General features: G+C 69.3%; 18 protein-coding genes, 1 tRNA gene and 2 pseudogenes. 11 read left to right on the top strand and 10 right to left on the bottom strand.

The features are described from left to right. The first annotated feature begins 77 nt into the window (after nt 1–77). The 3 genes from K7C20_RS17920 (at nt 78) to K7C20_RS17930 (ending at nt 1,713) form a co-directional block, all read left to right on the top strand. The gene (locus K7C20_RS17920) at nt 78–461 is read left to right on the top strand and encodes a Uma2 family endonuclease (RefSeq protein ID WP_160328766.1); all 384 of its coding nucleotides are present in this window, start codon (nt 78–80) and stop codon (nt 459–461) included. A 29-nt stretch (nt 462–490) separates the two neighbouring features. Beyond that, entirely contained in the window at nt 491–895 is a 405-nt protein-coding gene (locus K7C20_RS17925) for a pyridoxamine 5'-phosphate oxidase family protein (protein ID WP_030086084.1), read from the top strand. A gap of 413 nt (nt 896–1,308) precedes the next feature. After that, nucleotides 1,309–1,713, top strand: a complete 405-nt coding sequence (locus K7C20_RS17930; protein WP_030086082.1) for a hypothetical protein — start codon at nt 1,309–1,311, stop codon at nt 1,711–1,713. A 187-nt stretch (nt 1,714–1,900) separates the two neighbouring features. Here K7C20_RS17930 and K7C20_RS17935 read toward each other — a convergent pair whose 3' ends face one another. The 4 genes from K7C20_RS17935 to dnaK are packed head-to-tail and all read right to left on the bottom strand — an operon-like array spanning nt 1,901 to nt 6,082. Next, nucleotides 1,901–2,353, bottom strand: coding sequence for a heat shock protein transcriptional repressor HspR (locus K7C20_RS17935; RefSeq protein WP_030086081.1), 453 nt, complete (start codon nt 2,351–2,353; stop codon nt 1,901–1,903). A gap of 1 nt (nt 2,354) precedes the next feature. Next, a complete protein-coding gene (dnaJ, locus tag K7C20_RS17940) occupies nt 2,355–3,530 on the bottom strand; it encodes a molecular chaperone DnaJ (protein WP_030086079.1) in 1,176 nt (391 codons plus the stop codon). 45 nt (nt 3,531–3,575) lie between these two features. Further along, on the bottom strand, nt 3,576–4,226 hold the full coding sequence (grpE, locus tag K7C20_RS17945) for a nucleotide exchange factor GrpE (RefSeq protein WP_030086077.1): 651 nt from the start codon (nt 4,224–4,226) through the stop codon (nt 3,576–3,578). Continuing rightward, nucleotides 4,223–6,082: a molecular chaperone DnaK gene (dnaK, locus tag K7C20_RS17950; protein WP_222892623.1), complete on the bottom strand. Its 1,860-nt coding sequence runs from the start codon at nt 6,080–6,082 to the stop codon at nt 4,223–4,225. Before dnaK ends, grpE begins: the two co-directional genes overlap by 4 nt. A gap of 289 nt (nt 6,083–6,371) precedes the next feature. Between dnaK and K7C20_RS17955 the strand changes: the two genes are divergently transcribed. The 4 genes from K7C20_RS17955 (at nt 6,372) to K7C20_RS17970 (ending at nt 11,836) form a co-directional block, all read left to right on the top strand. Next, nucleotides 6,372–8,654, top strand: a complete 2,283-nt coding sequence (locus K7C20_RS17955; protein WP_053208680.1) for a (Fe-S)-binding protein — start codon at nt 6,372–6,374, stop codon at nt 8,652–8,654. A 169-nt stretch (nt 8,655–8,823) separates the two neighbouring features. Continuing rightward, nucleotides 8,824–10,140 carry an FG-GAP repeat domain-containing protein gene (locus tag K7C20_RS17960; protein ID WP_053208679.1) on the top strand — a complete coding sequence of 439 codons (1,317 nt, stop codon included), beginning with the start codon at nt 8,824–8,826 and terminating at the stop codon, nt 10,138–10,140. 73 nt (nt 10,141–10,213) lie between these two features. Further along, nucleotides 10,214–10,777, top strand: coding sequence for a GNAT family N-acetyltransferase (locus K7C20_RS17965; protein WP_030088498.1), 564 nt, complete (start codon nt 10,214–10,216; stop codon nt 10,775–10,777). A 99-nt stretch (nt 10,778–10,876) separates the two neighbouring features. Beyond that, the gene (locus K7C20_RS17970; protein ID WP_030088496.1) at nt 10,877–11,836 is read left to right on the top strand and encodes a Yip1 family protein; all 960 of its coding nucleotides are present in this window, start codon (nt 10,877–10,879) and stop codon (nt 11,834–11,836) included. A gap of 161 nt (nt 11,837–11,997) precedes the next feature. Here the strand turns inward: K7C20_RS17970 and K7C20_RS17975 are convergent, their stop codons facing one another. From K7C20_RS17975 to dcd, 3 genes are all read right to left on the bottom strand, one after another. Beyond that, complete coding sequence (locus K7C20_RS17975; RefSeq protein WP_053208678.1) at nt 11,998–13,509, bottom strand: ricin-type beta-trefoil lectin domain protein; 1,512 nt, start codon at nt 13,507–13,509, stop codon at nt 11,998–12,000. A 303-nt stretch (nt 13,510–13,812) separates the two neighbouring features. Next, nucleotides 13,813–14,310 carry a phosphoribosyltransferase gene (locus tag K7C20_RS17980; protein WP_030088493.1) on the bottom strand — a complete coding sequence of 166 codons (498 nt, stop codon included), beginning with the start codon at nt 14,308–14,310 and terminating at the stop codon, nt 13,813–13,815. A gap of 98 nt (nt 14,311–14,408) precedes the next feature. Beyond that, complete coding sequence (gene dcd / locus K7C20_RS17985; protein ID WP_030088492.1) at nt 14,409–14,984, bottom strand: dCTP deaminase; 576 nt, start codon at nt 14,982–14,984, stop codon at nt 14,409–14,411. A 580-nt stretch (nt 14,985–15,564) separates the two neighbouring features. Between dcd and K7C20_RS17990 the strand changes: the two genes are divergently transcribed. Continuing rightward, nucleotides 15,565–15,638: transfer RNA gene (locus K7C20_RS17990), tRNA-Gly, on the top strand. Nucleotides 15,639–16,115: 477 nt separating this feature from the next. On the opposite strand, the pseudogene K7C20_RS17995 reads toward K7C20_RS17990, so the two are convergent. Beyond that, nucleotides 16,116–16,433, bottom strand: a pseudogene (locus K7C20_RS17995) (mycothiol transferase); the annotation flags it as partial. A 276-nt stretch (nt 16,434–16,709) separates the two neighbouring features. Between K7C20_RS17995 and K7C20_RS18000 the strand changes: the two are divergent. Continuing rightward, a complete protein-coding gene (locus K7C20_RS18000) occupies nt 16,710–17,213 on the top strand; it encodes a SigE family RNA polymerase sigma factor (protein ID WP_030088490.1) in 504 nt (167 codons plus the stop codon). A gap of 231 nt (nt 17,214–17,444) precedes the next feature. Here the strand turns inward: K7C20_RS18000 and K7C20_RS18005 are convergent, their stop codons facing one another. Then, nucleotides 17,445–17,672 (bottom strand): hypothetical protein, encoded by a 228-nt coding sequence (locus tag K7C20_RS18005; RefSeq protein ID WP_030088488.1) that lies wholly within the window; start codon nt 17,670–17,672, stop codon nt 17,445–17,447. Nucleotides 17,673–17,949: 277 nt separating this feature from the next. Between K7C20_RS18005 and secY the strand changes: the two genes are divergently transcribed. Together secY and K7C20_RS18015 are read left to right on the top strand one after the other, a co-directional pair. Then, complete coding sequence (gene secY, locus K7C20_RS18010; RefSeq protein WP_222892624.1) at nt 17,950–19,257, top strand: preprotein translocase subunit SecY; 1,308 nt, start codon at nt 17,950–17,952, stop codon at nt 19,255–19,257. Continuing rightward, nucleotides 19,257–19,331 (top strand): annotated as a pseudogene (locus K7C20_RS18015) (adenylate kinase); the annotation flags it as partial. The gene secY and the pseudogene K7C20_RS18015, both read left to right, overlap by 1 nt. A gap of 875 nt (nt 19,332–20,206) precedes the next feature. Here K7C20_RS18015 and K7C20_RS18020 read toward each other — a convergent pair. Then, a complete protein-coding gene (locus K7C20_RS18020; protein WP_030086733.1) occupies nt 20,207–20,536 on the bottom strand; it encodes a hypothetical protein in 330 nt (109 codons plus the stop codon). Between the last annotated feature and the right edge of the window lie 398 nt (nt 20,537–20,934).

The following is a 20,934-nucleotide window of genomic DNA, read 5'->3' on the forward strand; positions in this document are numbered from 1 at the left end:
TGGGCCCCGTCGGCGCGCCCGCGCGGCACATCCTGCTCGTGCCAACGTGCGATAAGTTGAGTCTATTCCACTCAAGGTTGATTGGAGCCCCCCACAAAGGACTCCTCCTCTCCCACGCGGCGGGCCAGCCCGCGGACCATGTGATCCCCGACGCCACCATCGCCCCGCGCGCACTGCGTCTCTTCCGCGGCGCCCCTCCCTGGATGCCCAGCGACGGCGTTGCCATGGTCGTCGAGGTGACGTCGAGCAAGCCCCACAAGGACCGTGTCGCCAAGCGCCATGGCTACGCCCGCTCCGGCATTCCGCTCCATCTCCTGGTCGACCGCGACAAGTCAACGGTCCCACTGTTCAGCGAGCCGGAGGGCGAGGACTACCTCAACACCCACATCGCCCCCTTCGGCAAACCCCTCCCCCTCCCCGCCCCCTTCTCCTTCGATCTGGAAACCGCCGACTTCCTCTGAACCCCGGGCCCGGAACTACCCTTGCCCCCATGGCCCATGACCTCAGTGCCCTCAGCCCGGAGTACCTCGCCTTCTGGGGCGAGTATCTGATGCCGACGCTCACCACGCTGCGTACGGACGGGACGCCGCACGTCGTCCCGGTAGGCGTCACCTACGACGCCGGGCAGCGCATCGCGCGGATCATCACCCGCAAGGACAGCGCCAAGGTCAAGAACATCCTCGCCGCCGGGGCGGACGGCGCCACCGTCGCCGTGTGCCAGGTCGACAAGGGGCGCTGGGCGACCCTGGAGGGCATCGCGCGGGTGCGTACGGACACCGAGTCGGTGGCCGACGCGGTGAGCCGGTATGCCGAGCGCTACGGCCGGACGCCGACGCCCAACCCCGATCGCATCATGATCGAGATCGCGGTGACCAGGGCGATGGGGCGGGCCTGAGAGCCTGCCCACCGCCTCCCCGTCCCGCCGGCCACACCGGCTCCCTGGCCGAAAACGGCCCCTTCCGCTCCGCCGTGAGCCGTCCACCTGGTACTCAGGAGCGACGGGAACCGAACAGCTCCGTGCAAGGACGGACGGCATCGGGCCTGCCCCAGGCAAAAGACGGCAGCTGGAGGCCGCATGGCGTCGGCATTGCGCATCGTGACGACCGTTCCGCGCCGTCCGCCCCCCACCCGACCGCGCCCGCACGCCGAGCTCTGCCCGCGCTGCGGCGGCCAACTGGCCGTCAACCAGGACGGCTGGAAGATCTGCCACGCCTGCGGTTACGCTTCGCCGCCCGGTACAGCCCCTCCTCCACGGGCCACCCACGGGGGTATCGTCGCCCCCACAGTCGCCACGCCCCGGAGGGCACGATGAACTCGGTCCGAGTGACGGCGATCGCCTGCCTGATGCCGCTGTCCGAGCTGGACGAGGATCCGTTCCTGGTCGATGACCGCAGCCAGCACGACATGTGCAAACAGTGGGCGGCAGCCCGTGACTACCGCCTGACCTGCCGGCTCAGCCTGCACCACCTGCGCGCCGACCACAGCGCGCTGTGGCGCGATGTCGAAGAGGGCCTGGTCGATGTGTTCGTGACGCCCAACCGCCGGGCCCTGGAGAACGCCATCGACGGCACCGCCGAGTTCACCGCACGGTGCGCCGCGGCCGGGGTGCGCCTGGAGACCGCCGACCTCGACGAGCCGGTCTACACGCTGGCGATGAAGTCACATGTGCACCGGCGGCTGTCGATGCCGACGGCGGGGTACAGCGGCTGCTGAGCGGTGGGGGCGGGGCGCGGACGGTACGCAGGCGGAAGCCCGCGGACTGAGGCCGCAGGAAGACAGCCGCAGGAGGACACCGGAAGACGCGCGGGGCAGGGAACAGGCGCAGAGACGCGACAAGGGCCGGGTTTCCCCGGCCCTTTGCCACGTCATGCGCCGGGTGCTCGCGCCCCGGGACGGCCGTTCACTCCGGCCGCTTGGGCCGCCACACCACCAGCGCACTGCCCTGCTGCACATCCTGATACGGCACCAGATCGCGCCGGTAGGAAGCGTGCACCGCCGCCTCCCGCTGCTGCATCGCGCTGGCCGCGCCCTCCAGGGCGCCCTGGAGCTCGATGACCCGCTGCTGAAGGGCCGCGACCTGGTTCTCCAGCTCGATGATGCGCTTGATGCCGGCGAGGTTGATGCCCTCGTCCTGGGACAACTGCTGCACCGTACGGAGCAGTTCGATGTCCCGGGCCGAATAGCGGCGGCCCCGCCCGGCCGTGCGGTCGGGCGAGACCAGCCCGAGCCGGTCGTACTGACGAAGGGTCTGCGGATGCAGGCCGGAGAGCTGAGCCGCGACGGAGATGACGTACACCGGCGACTCATCGGTCAGTTGATAGGGGTTACGACGCTGCCCGCCCCGGCTGTCCATCTCAAGCTCCCTTCGCGGCCTGGAACAGCTCTGCCCGCGGGTCCGGGCCCGCGGTCGCCTCGCGATAGGACTCCAGCGACTCCCTCGCCTTGTCGCTGAGGTCGCTGGGGACCAGCACCTCTATGGTGACCAGCAGATCACCGCGGGTGCCGTCCTTGCGGGTGGCACCCTTGCCCCGGGCCCGCATGGTGCGCCCGTTGGGGGTGCCGGCCGGCAGCTTCAGCGTCACCGGCGGACCGCCCAGGGTCGGTACCTTCACCTCGCCGCCGAGGGCGGCTTCCGGGAAGGTGACCGGCACCGTGACGGTGAGGTTGTCGCCCTTGCGGCCGAAGACCGGGTGGGCGTCGACATGCACGACCACATACAGATCGCCGGCCGGACCGCCCTGCTCGCCCGGGGCGCCCTTGCCGCGCAGCCGGATGCGCTGCCCGTCGGAGACGCCCGCGGGGATACGGACCTGCATCGTGCGGGCGCTGGTGGCGCGACCGCTGCCCTTGCAGACCTCACAGGGGTCCTGGGCGATCAGGCCCCGGCCCTTGCAGTCGGCGCACGGGTCGGTCAGCGAGAAGCCGCCGCCCGCGCCCCGGCTGACCTGGCCGGTGCCGACACAGGTCGGGCAGACCCGGGGCGTACCGTTTTTGTCGCCGGTGCCCGAACACGCCTTGCACGGCGCCTGGCTGGACATCCGCAGCGGGACCGTGGCCCCGTCCACCGCCTCGGTGAAGCTGAGCGTCACCTCGGACTCGATGTCCTGGCCGCGGCGCGCGTGGGTACGCGTACCGGCGCCGCCGCGGTTGAACAGACCGCCGAAGACGTCCCCGAGGCCCCCGCCGAAGCCGCCGCCCCCGCCACCCTGACCGGGCGCGCCTCCGAAGAGGTCGCCCAGGTCGAAGTTGAAGGAGCCGCCACCGCCGGCGGGACCCGGCCGGTAGCCGCCGTTGCCGAACAGCGTGCGCGCCTCGTCGTACTCCTTGCGGCGCTTGCTGTCCCCCAGGATGTCGTTCGCCTCGGAGATCTCCTTGAAGCGCTCCTCGGCCTTGGCGTCGCCCTTGTTGGCATCCGGGTGGAACTCGCGGGCGAGCTTCCGGTACGCCTTCTTGATCTCCGCTTCGGTGGCGTCCTTCGGGACGCCGAGGACCTTGTAATAGTCCTTCTCGACGAAGTCCTTGGTGCTCATCCCCGACGTCCCTCCTCCCGCGCGGATTTTCTGTTTGCCCTCACGTCAGCCCTCGTCCGGGCCACCGCTCTCCTCGTCCGAAGCCTTCACGTCCTCGTCGGAGGTGGACTTGGCGCCCTGCGCGCCCGGCTGCGGCTCGGCGACGGCGACCCGCGCGGGGCGGATCGTTCGCTCACCGATGCGATACCCGGGCTGCAGGATCGCCACGCACGTCGTCTCGGTGACATCCGGTGCGTACGAATGCATCAGCGCCTCGTGGATCGTCGGGTCGAAGGGCTCGCCCTCCTTGCCGAACTGCTGGAGACCCAGCTTGGCGACCACGGTCTCCAGCGATTCGGCCACCGACTTGAAGCCGCCGACCAGTTCGCCGTGTTCACGCGCACGGCCGACGTCGTCGAGCGTGGGAAGGAGCTCGGACAGGAGATTCGCCGCGGCGATCTCCTTGACCGTGACCCGGTCCCGCTCCACCCGACGGCGGTAGTTCTGGTACTCCGCCTGGAGCCGCTGGAGGTCCGCCGTGCGCTCGTTGAGCGCGGTGCGTACCTGGTCCAGCTGCGCCTGGAGCGCTATGTCCGTTACGTCCCCGGCCGGGGCCGAGCCCGCCTTGTCGGCGGACTCGGCCTGCGCCGCGTCTTCGGGAGCGGCGTCGGAAGGGACGTCGGGCTTCTCGTCGAAGCCCGGGGTCTCCTCCGTCACGCGGCACCATCCTTCTTCGGCTTCTCGTCGTCGACGATCTCGGCGTCCACGACGTCATCGGCGGCGTCCTGGGCCTGCTCACCGGCAGCGGCGCCCTCGGCACCGCCGGCGGCCTGCGCGCCCTGGGCGTCGGCGTACATGGCCTGACCCAGCTTCTGGGAGACGGCCGCGACCTTCTCGGTGGCGGTGCGGATCTCGGCCGTGTCCTCGCCCTTGAGCTTTTCCTTCAGCTCGGTGAGGGCTTCCTCGACCTCGGTCTTGACCTCGCCCGGGACCTTCTCCTCGTTGTCCTTGAGGAACTTCTCGGTCTGGTAGACGAGCTGCTCGCCCTGGTTACGGGCCTCGGCGGCCTCGCGGCGGGCGTGGTCCTCGTCCGCGTACTTCTCGGCCTCCTGGCGCATCCGGTCGACCTCGTCCTTCGGCAGCGAGGAGCCGCCGGTGACGGTCATCTTCTGCTCCTTGCCCGTGCCCAGGTCCTTCGCGGTCACGTGCATGATGCCGTTGGCGTCGATGTCGAAGGAGACCTCGATCTGCGGGACCCCGCGCGGGGCCGGCGGCAGACCGGTCAGCTCGAACATCCCGAGCTTCTTGTTGTACGCCGCGATCTCGCGCTCGCCCTGGTAGACCTGGATCTGCACGGACGGCTGGTTGTCCTCGGCCGTCGTGAAGATCTCGGAGCGCTTGGTCGGGATCGTGGTGTTGCGCTCGATGAGCTTGGTCATGATGCCGCCCTTGGTCTCGATACCGAGGGACAGCGGGGTGACGTCCAGCAGGAGGACGTCCTTGACCTCACCCTTGAGCACACCGGCCTGGAGGGTGGCGCCGATGGCGACGACCTCGTCCGGGTTGACGCCCTTGTTGGCGTCCTTGCCGCCGGTCAGCTCCTTGACGAGCTCGGCGACGGCGGGCATACGGGTGGAGCCGCCGACCAGGACCACGTGGTCGATCTCGGACAGGTTGATACCCGCGTCCTTGATCACGTTGTGGAACGGGGTCTTGCAGCGGTCCAGGAGGTCCGAGGTGAGCTGCTGGAACTGCGAGCGCGTGAGCTTCTCGTCCAGGTGCAGCGGGCCCTCGGCGGAGGCGGTGATGTAGGGAAGGTTGATCGTCGTCTCCGTGGAGGACGACAGCTCGATCTTCGCCTTCTCAGCGGCCTCGCGCAGGCGCTGGAGCGCCATCTTGTCCTTGGCGAGGTCCACGCCGTGGCCGTTCTGGAACTGCTTGACCAGGTAGTCGACGACGCGCTGGTCCCAGTCGTCACCACCGAGGTGGTTGTCACCGTTGGTGGCCTTCACCTCGACGACGCCGTCACCGATCTCCAGCAGCGAGACGTCGAAGGTGCCGCCACCGAGGTCGAAGACCAGAATGGTCTGGTCGTCCTTCTCCAGGCCGTAGGCCAGGGCGGCCGCGGTGGGCTCGTTGACGATCCGCAGGACGTTGAGGCCCGCGATCTCACCGGCCTCCTTGGTGGCCTGGCGCTCGGAGTCGTTGAAGTAGGCCGGAACGGTGATGACCGCGTCGACGACCTTCTCGCCCAGATACGCCTCGGCGTCGCGCTTGAGCTTCTGCAGGATGAAGGCGCTCATCTGCTGCGGGTTGAAGCCCTTGCCGTCGATGTCGATCTTCCAGTCGGTGCCCATGTGGCGCTTGACCGACCGGATGGTCCTGTCGACGTTGGTGACCGCCTGGCGCTTGGCGACCTCGCCGACCAGCACCTCGCCGTTCTTGGCGAAGGCGACAACGGACGGCGTGGTCCTGGCGCCCTCGGCGTTGGTGATGACGGTGGGCTCACCGCCTTCGAGAACACTGACGACGGAGTTCGTCGTGCCCAGGTCGATGCCGACCGCACGTGCCATTTCAATTCCTCCAGCTGACTTGAGTGGAACAGGCTCAACAGTGCAGCACCGAAGAAATCCTGTCAACAGACCTGAGTCGAGTGCGCTCAAGTTTTATATCGCCCTTACCGTCACCAGGGTTCCATCCCAGGACGCGGAGGCCGCACAGAGGGTTGCCTTCGCGACGCAGATCACCGGCCGGGCGGCTTCATGGGGCGGAGGAGAATGGGTAACCTCAGCGGCAGACCCAAAAAGTTACCGCTTAGTAGTTCCCACCGTTTTCCGCTCTCGCAGGTACGAGGAGCCTCCCATGCAACTCGCCGCGATCATCGTGTCGCTGGTGCTCATCGCGGTCGCCGTGGCGCTGTTCGGCCGCGCCCTCCTGCAGATCTACCGCCAGATGCGGCTGGGCCAGCCGGTGCCCGCAGGCACCCGGACCGACGCTCCCGCCCAACGGACCGTCACGGTGGCCAAGGAGTTCCTCGGCCACACTCGCATGAACCGCTGGGGCGTCGTCGGCGTGGCGCACTGGTTCGTGGCGGTGGGCTTCCTCACCCTGCTGCTGACGATCGTCAACGCCATCGGCCAGCTCTTCCAGGCCGACTGGCTGATCCCGGTCATCGGCGACTGGCTGCCGTGGGAGATGTTCGTCGAGGCGATGGGCACGATGACGACCGTGGGCATCATCGCCCTGATCGTCATCCGGCAGCTGAACCGTCCCGGCGGCGCGGGCCGCAAGTCCCGCTTCGCGGGGTCCAACACCGGCCAGGCGTACTTCGTCGAGACCGTCATCCTCATCGTCGGCATCTGCATCGTGACGCTGCACGCCCTGGAGGGCGCCCAGCACGGCGTCGACCACTACGAGCCCGCGTACTTCGTCTCGTACCCCCTGGTCGTGGCCTTCAAGGGCATGAGCCTGGGCACCGTGCAGAACCTGACCTACCTCTTCGCGGGCATCAAGATCGCGACGTCCTTCATCTGGATGATCACGGTCTCGCTGAAGACCGACATGGGTGTGGCCTGGCACCGCTTCCTCGCCTTCCCCAACATCTGGTTCAAGCGCGAGGCGGACGGCGACGTCGCCCTCGGCGCCCTTCAGCCGATGACCACCCAGGGCAAGCCGATCGACTTCGAGGACCCGGGCGAGGACGACCAGTTCGGCGTCTCCCAGATCGAGCACTTCTCCTGGAAGGGCCTGCTCGACTTCTCCACCTGCACCGAGTGCGGCCGCTGCCAGTCGCAGTGCCCCGCCTGGAACACCGGCAAGCCGCTCTCCCCGAAGCTCCTGATCATGGCGCTGCGCGACCACGCGCACGCCAAGGCGCCGTACCTGCTCGCGGGCGGCGGCAAGGACGAAGAGGGCAACGAGAAGGCGAGCGCCGAGCAGCTCGCCGACGTCCCCGCGTCCGCGCTGGCCGAGGCCGAGCGCCCGCTGATCGGCACCCTCGAAGAGAACGGCGTCATCGACCCGGACGTCCTGTGGTCCTGCACCACCTGCGGCGCCTGTGTCGAGCAGTGCCCGGTCGACATCGAGCACATCGACCACATCGTCGACATGCGCCGCTACCAGGTCATGATCGAGTCCTCGTTCCCGTCCGAGGCGGGCACGATGCTCAAGAACCTGGAGAAGAAGGGCAACCCCTGGGGCCTGGCCAAGAAGCAGCGCCTGGCCTGGACCAAGGAGGTCGACTTCGAGGTTCCGGTCGTCGGCCAGGACGTCGAGGACCTCACCGAGGTCGAGTACCTCTACTGGGTCGGCTGCGCCGGCGCCCTGGAGGACCGCGCCAAGAAGACCACCAAGGCCTTCGCCGAGCTGCTGCACATCGCGGGCGTGAAGTTCGCGATCATGGGCGGCGACGAGAAGTGCACCGGTGACTCGCCGCGCCGTCTGGGCAACGAGTTCCTCTTCCAGCAGCTCGGCGCCGAGAACGTCGCCACGCTGAACGCCGCATTCGGTGAGTCCCTCAACGAGGAGGGCGGGGTGGACGAGTCGACCAAGAAGCCGAAGTCGTCGAAGAAGATCGTCGCGACCTGCCCGCACTGCTTCAACACGATCGCGAACGAGTACCCCCAGCTGGGCGGCGAGTACGAGGTCATCCACCACACCCAGCTGCTCCAGCACCTGGTGGACGAGGGCAAGCTCACCCCCGTCACCCCGGTCGAGGGTCTGATCACCTACCACGACCCCTGCTACCTGGGCCGCCACAACAAGGTCTACACCCCGCCGCGCGAGATCATCGCCAAGGTGCCGGGCCTGCGGAACGAGGAGATGCACCGCCACAAGGAGCGCGGCTTCTGCTGTGGCGCCGGCGGTGCCCGCATGTGGATGGAAGAGCGCATCGGCAAGCGCATCAACAACGAGCGCGTCGACGAGGCACTGTCGCTGAACCCCGACATCGTGTCGACGGCCTGCCCCTTCTGCCTGGTCATGCTGACCGACTCGGTCAACGGCAAGAAGAACGACGGCAAGGCGAAGGAATCCGTCCAGGTCGTCGACGTGGCCCAGCTGCTGCTGGACTCCGTCAAGACCCCCGCCGACCCGGCGGCCGACGAGGAGTCCGAGGACGCGCCGGAGCCGGAGCCGGTGAAGTAACGGCGCGGACAAGCGCGTTGGCCGAGGGCCGGTCCCTGTTCCGTACGGGGGCCGGCCCTCGGTATGCCGGGCCGCGGGTGCGGGCGGCATGGCGGGGCGGCGGGCCCCGGGGAGCATCGGGGGCCGCGGAGGACGAGACGACAACAGCGGCACGGGTGGGGTGGGCGGTATGCACAGACGGATCGTCACGACAGCGGGGCTCGGACTGGTCGCCCTTCTCAGCTCCTGCGGTCTGCTCTCCCCCTCCGGCGACGCCCACCGCGCCGCCCCGCACCGCACCTCGTCACTCCCTGCCGCGCGCCCCGTCCCCGTCGGCCAAGGCAGCAAGGCCGCCGGTGACTTCAACGGCGACGGCCACCCCGATCTGGTCCTCGACAGCCTGCTCGCCCGCGGCCATGACGACGACCCGGGCATCGGCATCGTCTACGGCTCCGCACACGGACTCGCCCCGGCCACCCGGGAGTTGCTCACCCCGGCCCGGAACGCCGCCCCCACCCGGACGGCCGTCCCCGCCGCCTTCGACGCCGAGACCGTCTGCGACCTCGACCGGGACGGCTTCAGCGACCTCGTCGTCACCACCGACCCGCCCTACGACGGCGTGGGCCGCCCGCCCGTCCCCGTACAGCTCCTCTTCGGCTCGCCGCGGGGCCTCGGCTCCGCCCGCGCCGTCAAGCTCCGCATCCCCGACCGGGCGCGCTTCGGCAACGAGTGGCCCGACCAGCCGGTCTGCGGTGACTTCGACGGCGATGGCGCGCCCGACCTGGCCGTCACCGCCTCCGGCCCCCGGATCAGCTATCTGCGGGGCCCGTTCACCCGCACCGGCGCTCCCGAGGCGGCCGGCGCCCCCCTCGGCATCCCCGGAACCGCCCTGGCCGCCACCGCGCCCCTCGCGCCCTCGTCCGACATCGACCACGACGGCGCCGACGACCTCCTCGTACGCTCCGCCGACCCCGGCCGCCGCGCCCGCAGCCGCCTCGCCCTCGGCGGCCCCCGGGGCCCGCTCCGCGCCGGCCCGGCCGTCTACCCGCCCGGCTACGCCACGGCCTTCGGCCGCTTCGCCGGGCCCGGCCGGGGGGTGACGTCCGTCACCGCCGACACCGACGGTCTGCTGTCCGTCGGCGGCCGCCCCGGCCGGATCCGTACGGGCACGGGCCAGGTCCCCACCCTCGCGGCCGGCGATGTGCACCACGACGGCCACCCGGATCTCGTCCTCGGCGGCACCCGCCCGGCCCTGCTGGGCGGCACCGCGCACGGGCTGTCCGCCACCCCCCGCCGCCTCCCCGTGCCCCGTCTCCCCGGCGCCGGCCGCCCGCACTCCACGGTTCTCGCCCTCGCCGACTTCGACGGTGACCGCCGGGCCGATCTCGTCCTCCTCACCCGGCGCGGCCGCACCCACGACCGGGTGACGGTCCTCACCGGCGGCCCCTCGGGCCTCGCCGCGCACCCCGCCCTCTCCTTCACCACGGCTGACTTTGCGGCTCCCTGACCGCTCTCGCCGCGGATTGTGGTGCGTGGCTAATACAGTTGCCCGGCGCCGGACGCGCGCCGAACATGACGCCATGGACACAGACACGGGCAGGGACACGGCCGACGGTCCGGGCGCCATGGCACGCCCCACCCCACCGGGGACGCCGCCCACCTTGCCCGTCACGACCCGGCTCGCCCTCCCCATCGACGCCCCCGCGATCGCCGCCGTCCACCAGGCGTCACGGCAGGCCACCATGCCCTACCTGCCGCCCCAGCGCCGTACCCACGAAGAGGTCACCCGCTGGATCCGGGAGATCGTGCTGCCGCAGTGCCACACCGTCGTCGCCACCCGCGGCCCCGAGCTCCTCGGCTACGCGGCCGTACAGGGCGACCTGCTCGACCAGCTCTACCTCCGGCCGGACGTCCGGCGCGCCGGCATCGGCACCCTCCTCCTCGCCGAGGCGCGGCGGCACCGCCCCGACGGCCTGTCCCTGCACGTCTTCCAACTCAACGCCGACGCACGGGCGTTCTACGCCCACCACGGCTTCCGGGTGGTGGCCATCCACGACGGCCGCGCCAACATGGAGAACCTGCCGGAGCTCACCCTCCGCTGGGCCCCGGCCCCGGAGCCCCTGATCCCTCGGGGAACCCCCTAGGGGATGTCACAGGTCAGATGCAAACCCCGCCCCGATCCGCCTGCTCCGCCACCCGATCCGCACGGACCAGGTACTTTCGAGTACGTGGCTGGATTCAGGATGGGTCGCGGACGGGATGCCCGCCCCGCGCAGAACGGACAGCAGGGACAGCAGGGGCAGCAGGCTCCGTACGGGCAGCAAGGGCCGTACGGGCAGCAGCCCCCGCCGCCCCCTGGACAATGGCAGCAGGCGCCGCAGCAGGCCCCTCAGCACTACGGGGCCGGGACGCAGGGGCAGACGCAGCCGCACGGGCAGTACGGCGAGCCCGAGTACTTCGGCGACGGTGGCTACCAACCCCAGCAGCAGTCCTACGCGCCGTACTCCAACGACAACAACCCCGGCCACACGCAGCAGTTCAGCGTGGGCGACACCCCGGACGCCTACGGTGCGCCCCAGGGCCAGTACGACCACGGTCCCGAGGGTGACTATGCGTCCGGCGGCACCTACCGCGCCGGCCAGACCAGCGCACCGCCGGCCGGCCCCCGGCTGCACTGGAAGCAGCTGCTGTCCGGCATCGTGCTGCGCCCCGACGCCACGTTCTGGCAGATGCGCGACCACGCGGTCTGGGCCCCGGCGCTGGTCGTCACCTTCATCTACGGCCTGCTCGCGGTCTTCGGCTTCGACAAGGCCCGCGAGGATGTGCTCAACGCCACCCTCTCCAACAGCATCCCGTGGGTCGCGATCACCGCCGTGATGTTCATCATCGGCAGCCTGATCCTGGGCACGGTCACCCACACCCTGGCCCGTCAGCTCGGCGGCGACGGCGCCTGGCAGCCGACCATCGGCCTGGCCATGCTGATCATGACCATCTCGGACGCGCCCCGGCTGCTCTTCGCGATGTTCCTCGGCGGCGACAGCACCCTGGTCCAGGTCCTGGGCTGGCTGACCTGGCTCGCCGCTGGCTACCTCCTCACCTCCATGGTCAGCAAGTCGCACGACCTGCCGTGGCCCAAGGCACTCGGCGCCGCCTCGATCCAGCTGGTCGCGCTGCTCGCCCTGCTGAAGCTCGGCACGCTGTAACGCCGGACCGGCCACCGCAAGGGGCCCGCCCCGGAGCACCAGGCTCCGGAGCGGGCCCCTTGCCGTACAGCGGACTCGCCCCGTGCCGTACAGCGGACTCGCCCCTTGCCGTACGGCGGACTCACCGCGTTGCGGTCCCAGCGTGATCCGAAAGACGCGCCCTAGGCGAACCGCTGCCCCGCCGACCCGTCGCACCCCTGCAACCGCAGCGGTTCCTTCGCCGCCGCCAGCGTCAGGCACAGCGACGGTGCGGCGGCGGGCCGGATCGTGCCGCCGCCGTCCCGGACGAACTGCTGGTTGGCCGCGCCCGAGCAGTTCCACAACACCAGCCCGGCACCGGCCCGGTACCGCGCGCCCGGCACATCCAGACACCGGTCCTGGGTCAGCCCCACATGCACCGACCGCTGACCGCCGTCGTACCACCAGTCCTGGTGCCGCTGACCGTTGCAGTCCCAGCCACCGACCGCCGTCCCGTTACGGCTGGCACCGCCGGTCGCATCCACACAACTCCCCGTACCGGCGTTCTTCAGCGGCCGGTACGCGTCGTCCCAGGCCCCCGCGTACAGCTTCGGCTGCCCGGTGCTCGCCGGATCGGCGCAGGACGCCTCGCGCACCCCCGCGGCGTACAGCTGGGTCAGACACGAGGCGAAGGCGCCGTGCCCGCGGGCATTGGGGTGGAACGACTGCCGCACGGAATTCGAGTCCGGCGGGAAGGGGTTGGTGAGATTCACAGAGAGCCCGCGGGCCCAGGTGTCCTCCATGCACACCTCGTGCCCGTGGAACAGCCGCGACGCGTCGAGATAGGTCGCCCCCGCGTCCCGCGCGGCCTTCCGCACCCCCCGTTCGAAGGCCGGCACCGCGGCATTGCGCCCCCAGCCCGCGTCGGAGGTGTAGCCCGTGCAGCCGCCCGGCAGCTTCCCCGGGTAGTGCGGGTTGTCCTCCACATCCGGCCCGATCGGGCTCGGATACGACATCACCACGAGCCGGTAGTCGCCGTCCGCGTACCCCGCGTCCCGCATCACGGTCCGCAGATCGCCGAGCGTCCGCCCGACCTTCGGCACCAGGCCGTCGACCCGCGCCTGCCAGCCCGGCTGGTACTTCGGCTCACAGGTGCCCTGGAGTGTGAACCAGCGCACCACACAGTCCGTCATCACCGGCCCGAACTGGAGATCGTCATTGGCGCCGGCCACCAGGAGCACCATCTTCAGCCGGGTGTTCCGGGCCGCGATGGCGAGACTGTCGCTCTGTACCAGCTCGTCGGCGTACTGCTTGCTGCCGCCGATCACGATGTTGCCGCTGGACGCACCCGAGCAGGCGGCGTTGTACGTCACATCCGCCGCGATACCGGTCCGGTGGATCGCCGAGTCCGGCGACCGGTGGCACCAGTTGTCCGGACCGTCCGTGCCCGGCTCATACGTCCCGACGCCCTCCCCCGAGATCTCGCTGTCCCCCAGCGAGATCAACGAGGTCTTCCGCTCCCCGAGGGGCCGCTCGGCCGGATCCCCGTAGAGCTTCGCCGCCTCCCGCGCCCGGATCTTCTCCAGCCCGGGCGGCAACGACTCGGCGGCCACGGACCCGGCCGGCGCCCGGCCCCCCGCGGCTCCGGTGGCGGCACTCGCCCCACCCGCCGCCACGGAGAACACCACGGCCAGCGCCACGGTCGACGTCACCACGCCGCCCCTGAGCCACCGCCCCCGCCCGGCCCGCGCCCGGCATCCCGTACGCGCTGCTGCTCCCGTACACCGCCCTGCGTCCGTACGCGCCCTTGCTCCCGTACGCCGCCCACGTAACGCCCACCGCCCGCGTCTCGCGCGCACCATTGGGCCTCCCCTCCGGTCTGCTGTTACCGCGGGTTGTACTCGCAGGTAGCAGACGGTGGAACACCCGGAACGGGATTGGCCGAAAGCAGCGCAGGGAAACCCACCCGACCGCCAACTCCCTTACCGGGGACGGCGATCGGTGGTCGGCCCGTCACCTCAGGCGTCGAGGACCTGCCCCGCACGCCGCACGACCGGCGGCTCGACGCTCCACGGGAAGTTGATCCATTCGTCGGTGCGCTTCCACACGTACTCGCACTTCACCAGCGACTGCGACTTCTCATAGATCACCGCGCTGCGGACCTCCGCCACGGTCCCCTGGCAGAAGTCGTGCACGAGCTTCAGCGTCTTGCCGGTGTCGGCGACGTCATCGGCGATCAGCACCTTCTTCTCCGAGAAGTCGATCGCATTCGGCACCGGCGCCAGCATGACCGGCATCTCCAGGGTGGTCCCCACCCCGGTGTAGAACTCCACATTCACCAGGTGGATGTTCTTGCAGTCCAGCGCGTACGCCAGGCCGCCGGCGACAAAGACCCCGCCCCGGGCGATCGACAACACGACATCGGGCTCGTACCCGTCATCGGCGATCGTCTGCGCCAGCTCGCGGACCGCCCCGCCGAACCGCTCGTACGTCAGGTTCTCCCGCACGTCACTCACGTATCTCTCTCAGACCTTCTGTGTCCACACGCCCTGCCACGCGCCCGCCCTGTCGGGCGCGCCCCCCACACCGAAGCGGCTGTGTCATGCCTGCGTCGTCATACCTGCGTCCGGTGAAAGTTCCTGAACGACCGGGACGGCGTCGGACCGCGCTGCCCCTGGTAGCGGGAGCCGTACTTCTCACTGCCGTACGGGTGCTCGGCCGGCGAGGTCAGCCGGAACATGCACAGCTGCCCGATCTTCATGCCCGGCCACAGCTTGATCGGCAGCGTGGCGACATTGCTCAGCTCCAGCGTCACGTGCCCGCTGAACCCCGGGTCGATGAACCCGGCGGTCGAATGCGTCAGCAGCCCCAGCCGCCCCAGCGAGCTCTTGCCCTCGAGCCGGGACGCAAGGTCATCGGGCAACGTGATGACCTCGTACGTCGAGGCGAGCACGAACTCGCCCGGGTGCAGGATGAACGCCTCATCGCCCTCGGGCACGACCTCACGGGTGAGATCGGACTGCTCGACGGCGGGGTCGATGTGCGGGTAGCGGTGATTCTCGAACACCCGGAAGTAGCGGTCGAGCCGCACGTCGATGCTGGACGGCTGCACCATCGACTCTTCGTAGGGGTCGATACGCACCCGACCAGCATCGATCTCGGCCCGGATGTCCTTGTCTGAGAGAAGCACGCAGATGAGGATACGCGCCCACACCACCCGCCCCGCACGACGAGGGCCCGGCCCCCCACCGGGGAAGCCGGGCCCTGACGACTCCTTGCTCCTACATGTACCGCTACGCCTCTTACTACGTGCCGCTACGCCTCTTGATCGCTACCGCTTCGAGTGCTCGACGGGCACCGAGTGCCGCAGCCGAGCACAGCGCGGGCAGCGCAACAGCCGTCCGGGCCCGAGCCGGTCGGTGGTCTGCATCGGGAACGAAGCGGTGCTGAACACGTGGCCCTCGGCACAACGTACGACGGTGCGCTCCATCAAGTCCCTCTCCCAACTGCGTGGACAACAAAAGCCACATTAGGGGATGAACTGGGCGCCCTTACAAGCGGCACTCCGACGCCCCACCGTACGCCTCAACTCCCGTGCCCCACACTCGCATCCCACCCGCACATCACCCACAACCCGCACCCCCGGAACCCCGCCCGGCAGCCCCGCCGGACACCCCCGACACCCCACCCGGGCATGCCAAATGCACCGCGAAGCGGTGATGGGGTAGAGTGTGCGACGATGTTCCGCCCTCGCTCAGAGGCGGGATTACGCGGGTGTAGTTTAATGGTAGAACATGAGCTTCCCAAGCTCAGAGCGCGGGTTCGATTCCCGTCACCCGCTCCATGCGAAAGCCCCAGGTCGACGGCCTGGGGCTTAGTTGTTTTTCTCGTCCAATTCCGGGGCGCCGCACCACTAGACCCCCAATGGAGGGCCCAGCGGCGGCCCTGGGTCGGAAATCGGACCTCAACCCTAGGGTTGCCTCGAATCCTGAGATCCATTTTGCGTGACCCGCTCACGCCAACTGCTGTGCGAGGAGAGGACGATGAAGGTGCGTGGCGGCGGGCGTAACCGATAAACTCGCAGGCCAGAAGGGGGTTTCCCCGTCCGCCTGCCTTCGGCATGCCCCGGCCTCGGCCAGCATCAAGCCGCCCAGGAGCGGCCGATACCTGCCGAACCAGCCTCCTGGGCGGATCGGTTGGTCGGCCTAGAAGGGGCACACCACTCGTGCACCGCTAAGGCGCGTCCGATGGGCCCTGTAACTGCGTCACGTTTGCATCGTTCCGCTCTGGCCCCGTGTTGCGGTGCTGGTAGGCAGAGTCCCTAACTCATGCTCGTGGCGCCGTCCATGGACTCGCGGATGATGCCGGCGTGGCCGGTGTGGCCGGCGTGCTGGGCGGTCTCGGCGATGATGTGCATCAGCACCCGGCGGGCCGACCACTGCGCACCGGGCTCGGACCACGGGGCTTTCGGCAGCGGCCGCGTGGCCACCAGGTCGGGCAGAGTGGCGACCAGATCGTCGGTCTGCCGGGCCACCTCGGCGTAGTAGGCCAGTACACCGCCTAGCGTCTCACCGGGCAGCATCCGGAACTCGTCGGCCCGAGGTGCCCAGTCAGCCTCGGGCATGGCCGTGAAGTCCCCTAGCTCCAGCCATTCGGCGCGCTCACCTGTGACGGCCAGGGCCCCAGCCAGGTCGCGGGTGGTCAGCTCGTCAACGGTCATGGCATCCGCCTTCCGTGTTCCTCTTCCGGTCCTCCATCCCGTCCGACCTGCCGCCGCCGACCCGGACACGTCGAGCCGTGGGCACGGCCGGATGGCATGCGTGAGCCAAGTCACTTGTCGGGGGTGCATAGCGGGGCAGGGGCCAGTGCCTTTATTGAGGGTGTAGGGGCGTGTTGAGGTGAGGGGGTGACGCTGATGGGGCAGTTGCGGGCCGATGAGTTCGACCGGTTCGTGGCGGCTCGGTGGTCGGCGTTGCTTCACCTGGCGCGGCTGTTCACCGGTGGAGACCGACACCGGGCCGAGGATCTGCTGCAGGAAGCGCTTGTCAAACTGTGGTTTGCCTGGCCGAAGGTGGCCAAGGAGGCGCCCGAGGCGTATGTGCGCAGGGTCTTGGCCCGTGCTGCGGCTCGCTCGGCACGGCGTCGCTGGTGGGGTGAGCACCCTGTGGACCAGCTGCCCGACCCGCCCGAGGTGGCAGATGAGACCGCTGCCGTGGACGAGCAGACCCGGTTGGAGGCCGTGTTGGCGTTGCTGCCGGCGCGGCAGCGGGCTGCGGTGGTGCTGCGCTACTACCAGGACCTGCCCGAGCGGGACGTCGCGGAGGTCCTGGGCTGTCCGGTGGGTACCGCCCGTTCACTGACGGCACGCGGCGTTGCACGGCTGCGTCAGCTTCTGGCTGAGGCAGAGCCGGTGGAGTGAAGAGGGAGCTATGGATCACTTCGAGCAGGAGCTGGCGCGGATGATGCGCGACGGCCAGGAGGACACGCTCTATGAGGACCGGCACCGCGACCGACTGCACGCCGGCGTTCGCGCACGCCGACGGGCTCGAGCGGCCTGGACGGCCACCGGATCAGTGCTGACCGCTGCCGGGCTCGGAGTCGGACTGATGGTCCTGCCAAGCTCCTTCGCTCAGGACGGCCCCACAGGCCCTCAGCACCGCCCCGGCACCCCCGCCGAGTCGGTCCCGATGCCGTCGAGACCCCGCCCCGTGCCCAGTGCCACGAAGGCGCCGATGCCGACCTGCACGTCGACCACCCGGTCGGTTCCGATGCCGACCTGCGCCTCAACTACCGGCCCGGTGCCGATGCCGACCCGCGCCCCGACTACCGGCCTGGTGCCGATGCCGTACCGTCCCTCACCCGCCGAGCAGGTTCCCACGCCGACACAAACCCCGGCCGCCAGGTAGCGCCTTGGCCGCGGTCAAGCGGTCGCGATGGGTGTGTACGGAAGCCCAGTGTCCCTACACCCGGGCTAGAGGGAGACGGCGAATTCGTTTGCGCGCGCACCGCACCCTGGGCAACCAAGTCGGCCACGGGGTCCTGCCTCGGAACCCGCCGTGCGGGCGAGCTCCGCGCAGTACAGCCGCTACGTATCCGTCGATATTCAAGACCGTCGCCTCCCTGCCCTAAGAGGGGCGGGGGGCGCAGGAGGCACCGTGCTCACCGCGTTCGCCCGAGCGTTCAAGACGCCCGACCTGCGCAAGAAGCTGCTGTTCACGTTGGGCATCATCGTGCTCTACCAGGTCGGAGCGCACATCCCGGTCCCTGGGGTGAAGTACGCGAACGTCGAGTTCTGCATGGAGCGGACCCACGCCAACAGCGGGTTGTTCGGCCTGGTGAACATGTTCAGCGGTGGAGCGCTGCTGCAGGTCACGATCTTCGCGCTGGGGATCATGCCGTACATCACGGCGAGCATCATCCTCCAGCTGCTGACCGTGGTGATCCCGCAGTTGGAGGCCCTCAAGAAGGAGGGGCAGTCCGGCCAGGCGAAGATCACCCAGTACACCCGCTATCTGACCGTGGCGCTCGCCGCCCTGGAGGGCACCGCCCTGGTGGTCGCCGCCCGCGCCGGTTCGCTCTTCCAGGGCTGCACGCGCCAGATCGTGCCCAACGGCTCGGTCTTCACCACCATCACGATGGTCATCACGATGACCGCCGGTACGGCCCTGGTCATGTGGCTCGGCGAGATGGTGACCGACCGCGGTATCGGCAACGGCATGTCGATCCTGATGTTCATCTCGATCGCCGCCCGCTTTCCGGGCGCGCTGTGGCAGGTCAAGCTCCAGGGCAAGCTCGCCGGCGGCTGGATCGAGTTCTTCGCGGTGATCCTGGTGGGCCTGGCGATGGTCGCCCTGGTGGTCTTCGTCGAGCAGGCCCAGCGGCGCATACCGGTGCAGTACGCGAAGCGTATGATCGGGCGCCGGTCGTACGGCGGTACGTCCACGTACATCCCGCTCAAGGTGAACCAGGCGGGTGTGATTCCCGTCATCTTCGCGTCATCGCTGCTCTCCATCCCGGCGCTCATCGCGCAGTTCAGCGGGTCGAAGGCGGCATGGGCGACCTGGATCGCCACCACCTTCACCAAGGGAGACCACCCCGTTTACCTCGCCGCGTACGTCTTGTTGATCGTGTTCTTCGCCTTCTTCTACGTGGCCATCAGCTTCAACCCCGAAGAAGTCGCCGACAACATGAAGAAGCACGGTGGCTTCGTCCCGGGCATCCGGGCCGGTCGCCCGACGGCCGAGTACCTCAGCTACGTGCTCAACCGCATCACGTGGCCGGGCTCGCTGTACCTGGGGCTGATCGCGCTCGTACCAACAATGGAGTTGGTGCTGTTCAACGCGAACCAGAACTTCCCCTTCGGCGGGACAAGCATCCTCATCATCGTGAGTGTGGGCCTGGAGACCGTGAAGCAGATCGAGAGCCAGCTTCAGCAGCGCAACTACGAAGGGTTCCTCCGCTGATGCGAATCGTCCTCGTCGGACCCCCGGGGGGCGGCAAGGGTACCCGGGCCGCGTACCTCGCCAAGAACCTCGCGCGATCCCAGAGGCTCATCCCCGCCCTGAAGAAGGTGCGCATCCGCCTGCCCGTCGGCCGTCCGCACACCCGGCCCGCTGCTGTGGCCGGAGCAATCCACATCCAGCCGAAAGTGGTGTGCGCGGGAGGCAGACCGACCTCGGCCCGCATCAACGCAGCGCTGCTCGGGCGCCGCTGCCAGTCTCGATGCTCTGTCGCGGCTCCTACATGAGCCAGTGACCACATCGTTCCCACGCGACACGCACCGCATCGCCGTGCGTCGCTTGGAGCGGGTTTCCGCGGCTGATCCCCTCCCAGACCCCCTCATCTGGCTCCATCCCCCCTCCCCTGCCCGCCGCTCGGTGGCTCTTGTAGGGGTGAGGGTTGCACTTGCCGGCCAGGTGCGCCACGCCGTGGGGAGATATGAGGATCACGGCGTACCGCGGCGGTGCCATTCCCGTGCGAACTCCCCCTACTCCTCCAGCCGTTGCGCCGTTGACAGACCTCGGAGAGAGGCCGCCACGCCGGCCGAGGCCACGGATCTTGCCGCCGTCGCTCCCCGCTCCAGCCCGTGCCCTCTGCGTGCCTAACGGGCGGTAAATCACGGTCAATGCTGGTGCCCGCTGCCCCTCCCCGCTGCACCCACAGCCCGCGTTTACGCAGGTCAGCATGTCAATGGCTGTCACGAGCACCCTTGATTCCCAAGCTCAGAGCGCGGGTTCGATTCCCGTCATCCGCTCCATAGTTGAGGCCCAGGTCGGCGACCTGGGCCTTTTTCGTCGTCCGGGCCAGTTCAGGCGTCCCGCACCGGATCCGCACCACTTCCCCCTCATTCGACTGGAGGGAGCGCGGTCGCGACGTTCAGGCGGTCCCGCCTGCCCTGGCGACTGCTCGCCGTCAGGCCGCGCAACGGGCGAAAGCCTGCACCCTGCCGGATTGGTTCGCCTCGTTCTCGAATCGAATCTTCCACCGTCTGTCGCTCACCGCACGGTTGCCCGTCACGTCGATGCTGGCGGAGGACACGAGCCAGCCACCACTGACGGCAAAGGTGCCCCTAGGGCAGGTGACAGTGACGATCTCGGTCTGGTTGGCCCCGATGGACCGGACCGGGCTCTCTGCGGTGACGACGCGGGGGTGGGCGGTTTCGTCATCGGCCAGTGCGGGGGACGCCAGGCTGACGGCCAACGCGGGTGCAGCGGCCAGGGCGAGGAGCTTGGTGCGGGACATGCTTTGACCTCTCTGAGTGGTTCGTGCGTTCTCTACGAATCGAACGCACCAGCCCAGGCTAGGAATGAGGCGGACGGAACCGCCATCCGATGCGCCCCATTAGAGTGAGGGAACGCGCACCATCGGTTACTGATCGTGGTGGCGCTGCCCGCGAATCCGACCTCCAACTGACCAATGCCGCGGCCCTGTTGACCAGGGATCAGCGACCGGCGCGCCCATAGGTCGCATCGAAGGGTGCAACAGCTCCCCTCAGGCCGTCTGCGGGCCGAGGGGACAGTTCCCCTCGGGCCGTCTACGGGCCGTGAAAAGGGCATACAAGGGCACTCAAGGGCGACCAACGCCGGCCACCGATGACAGCTCCATCGCAGGCCAGAGCATTGATCGATCACATGACCACG

The organism is Streptomyces decoyicus (genome assembly GCF_019880305.1).
Classification (GTDB): domain Bacteria; phylum Actinomycetota; class Actinomycetes; order Streptomycetales; family Streptomycetaceae; genus Streptomyces; species Streptomyces decoyicus.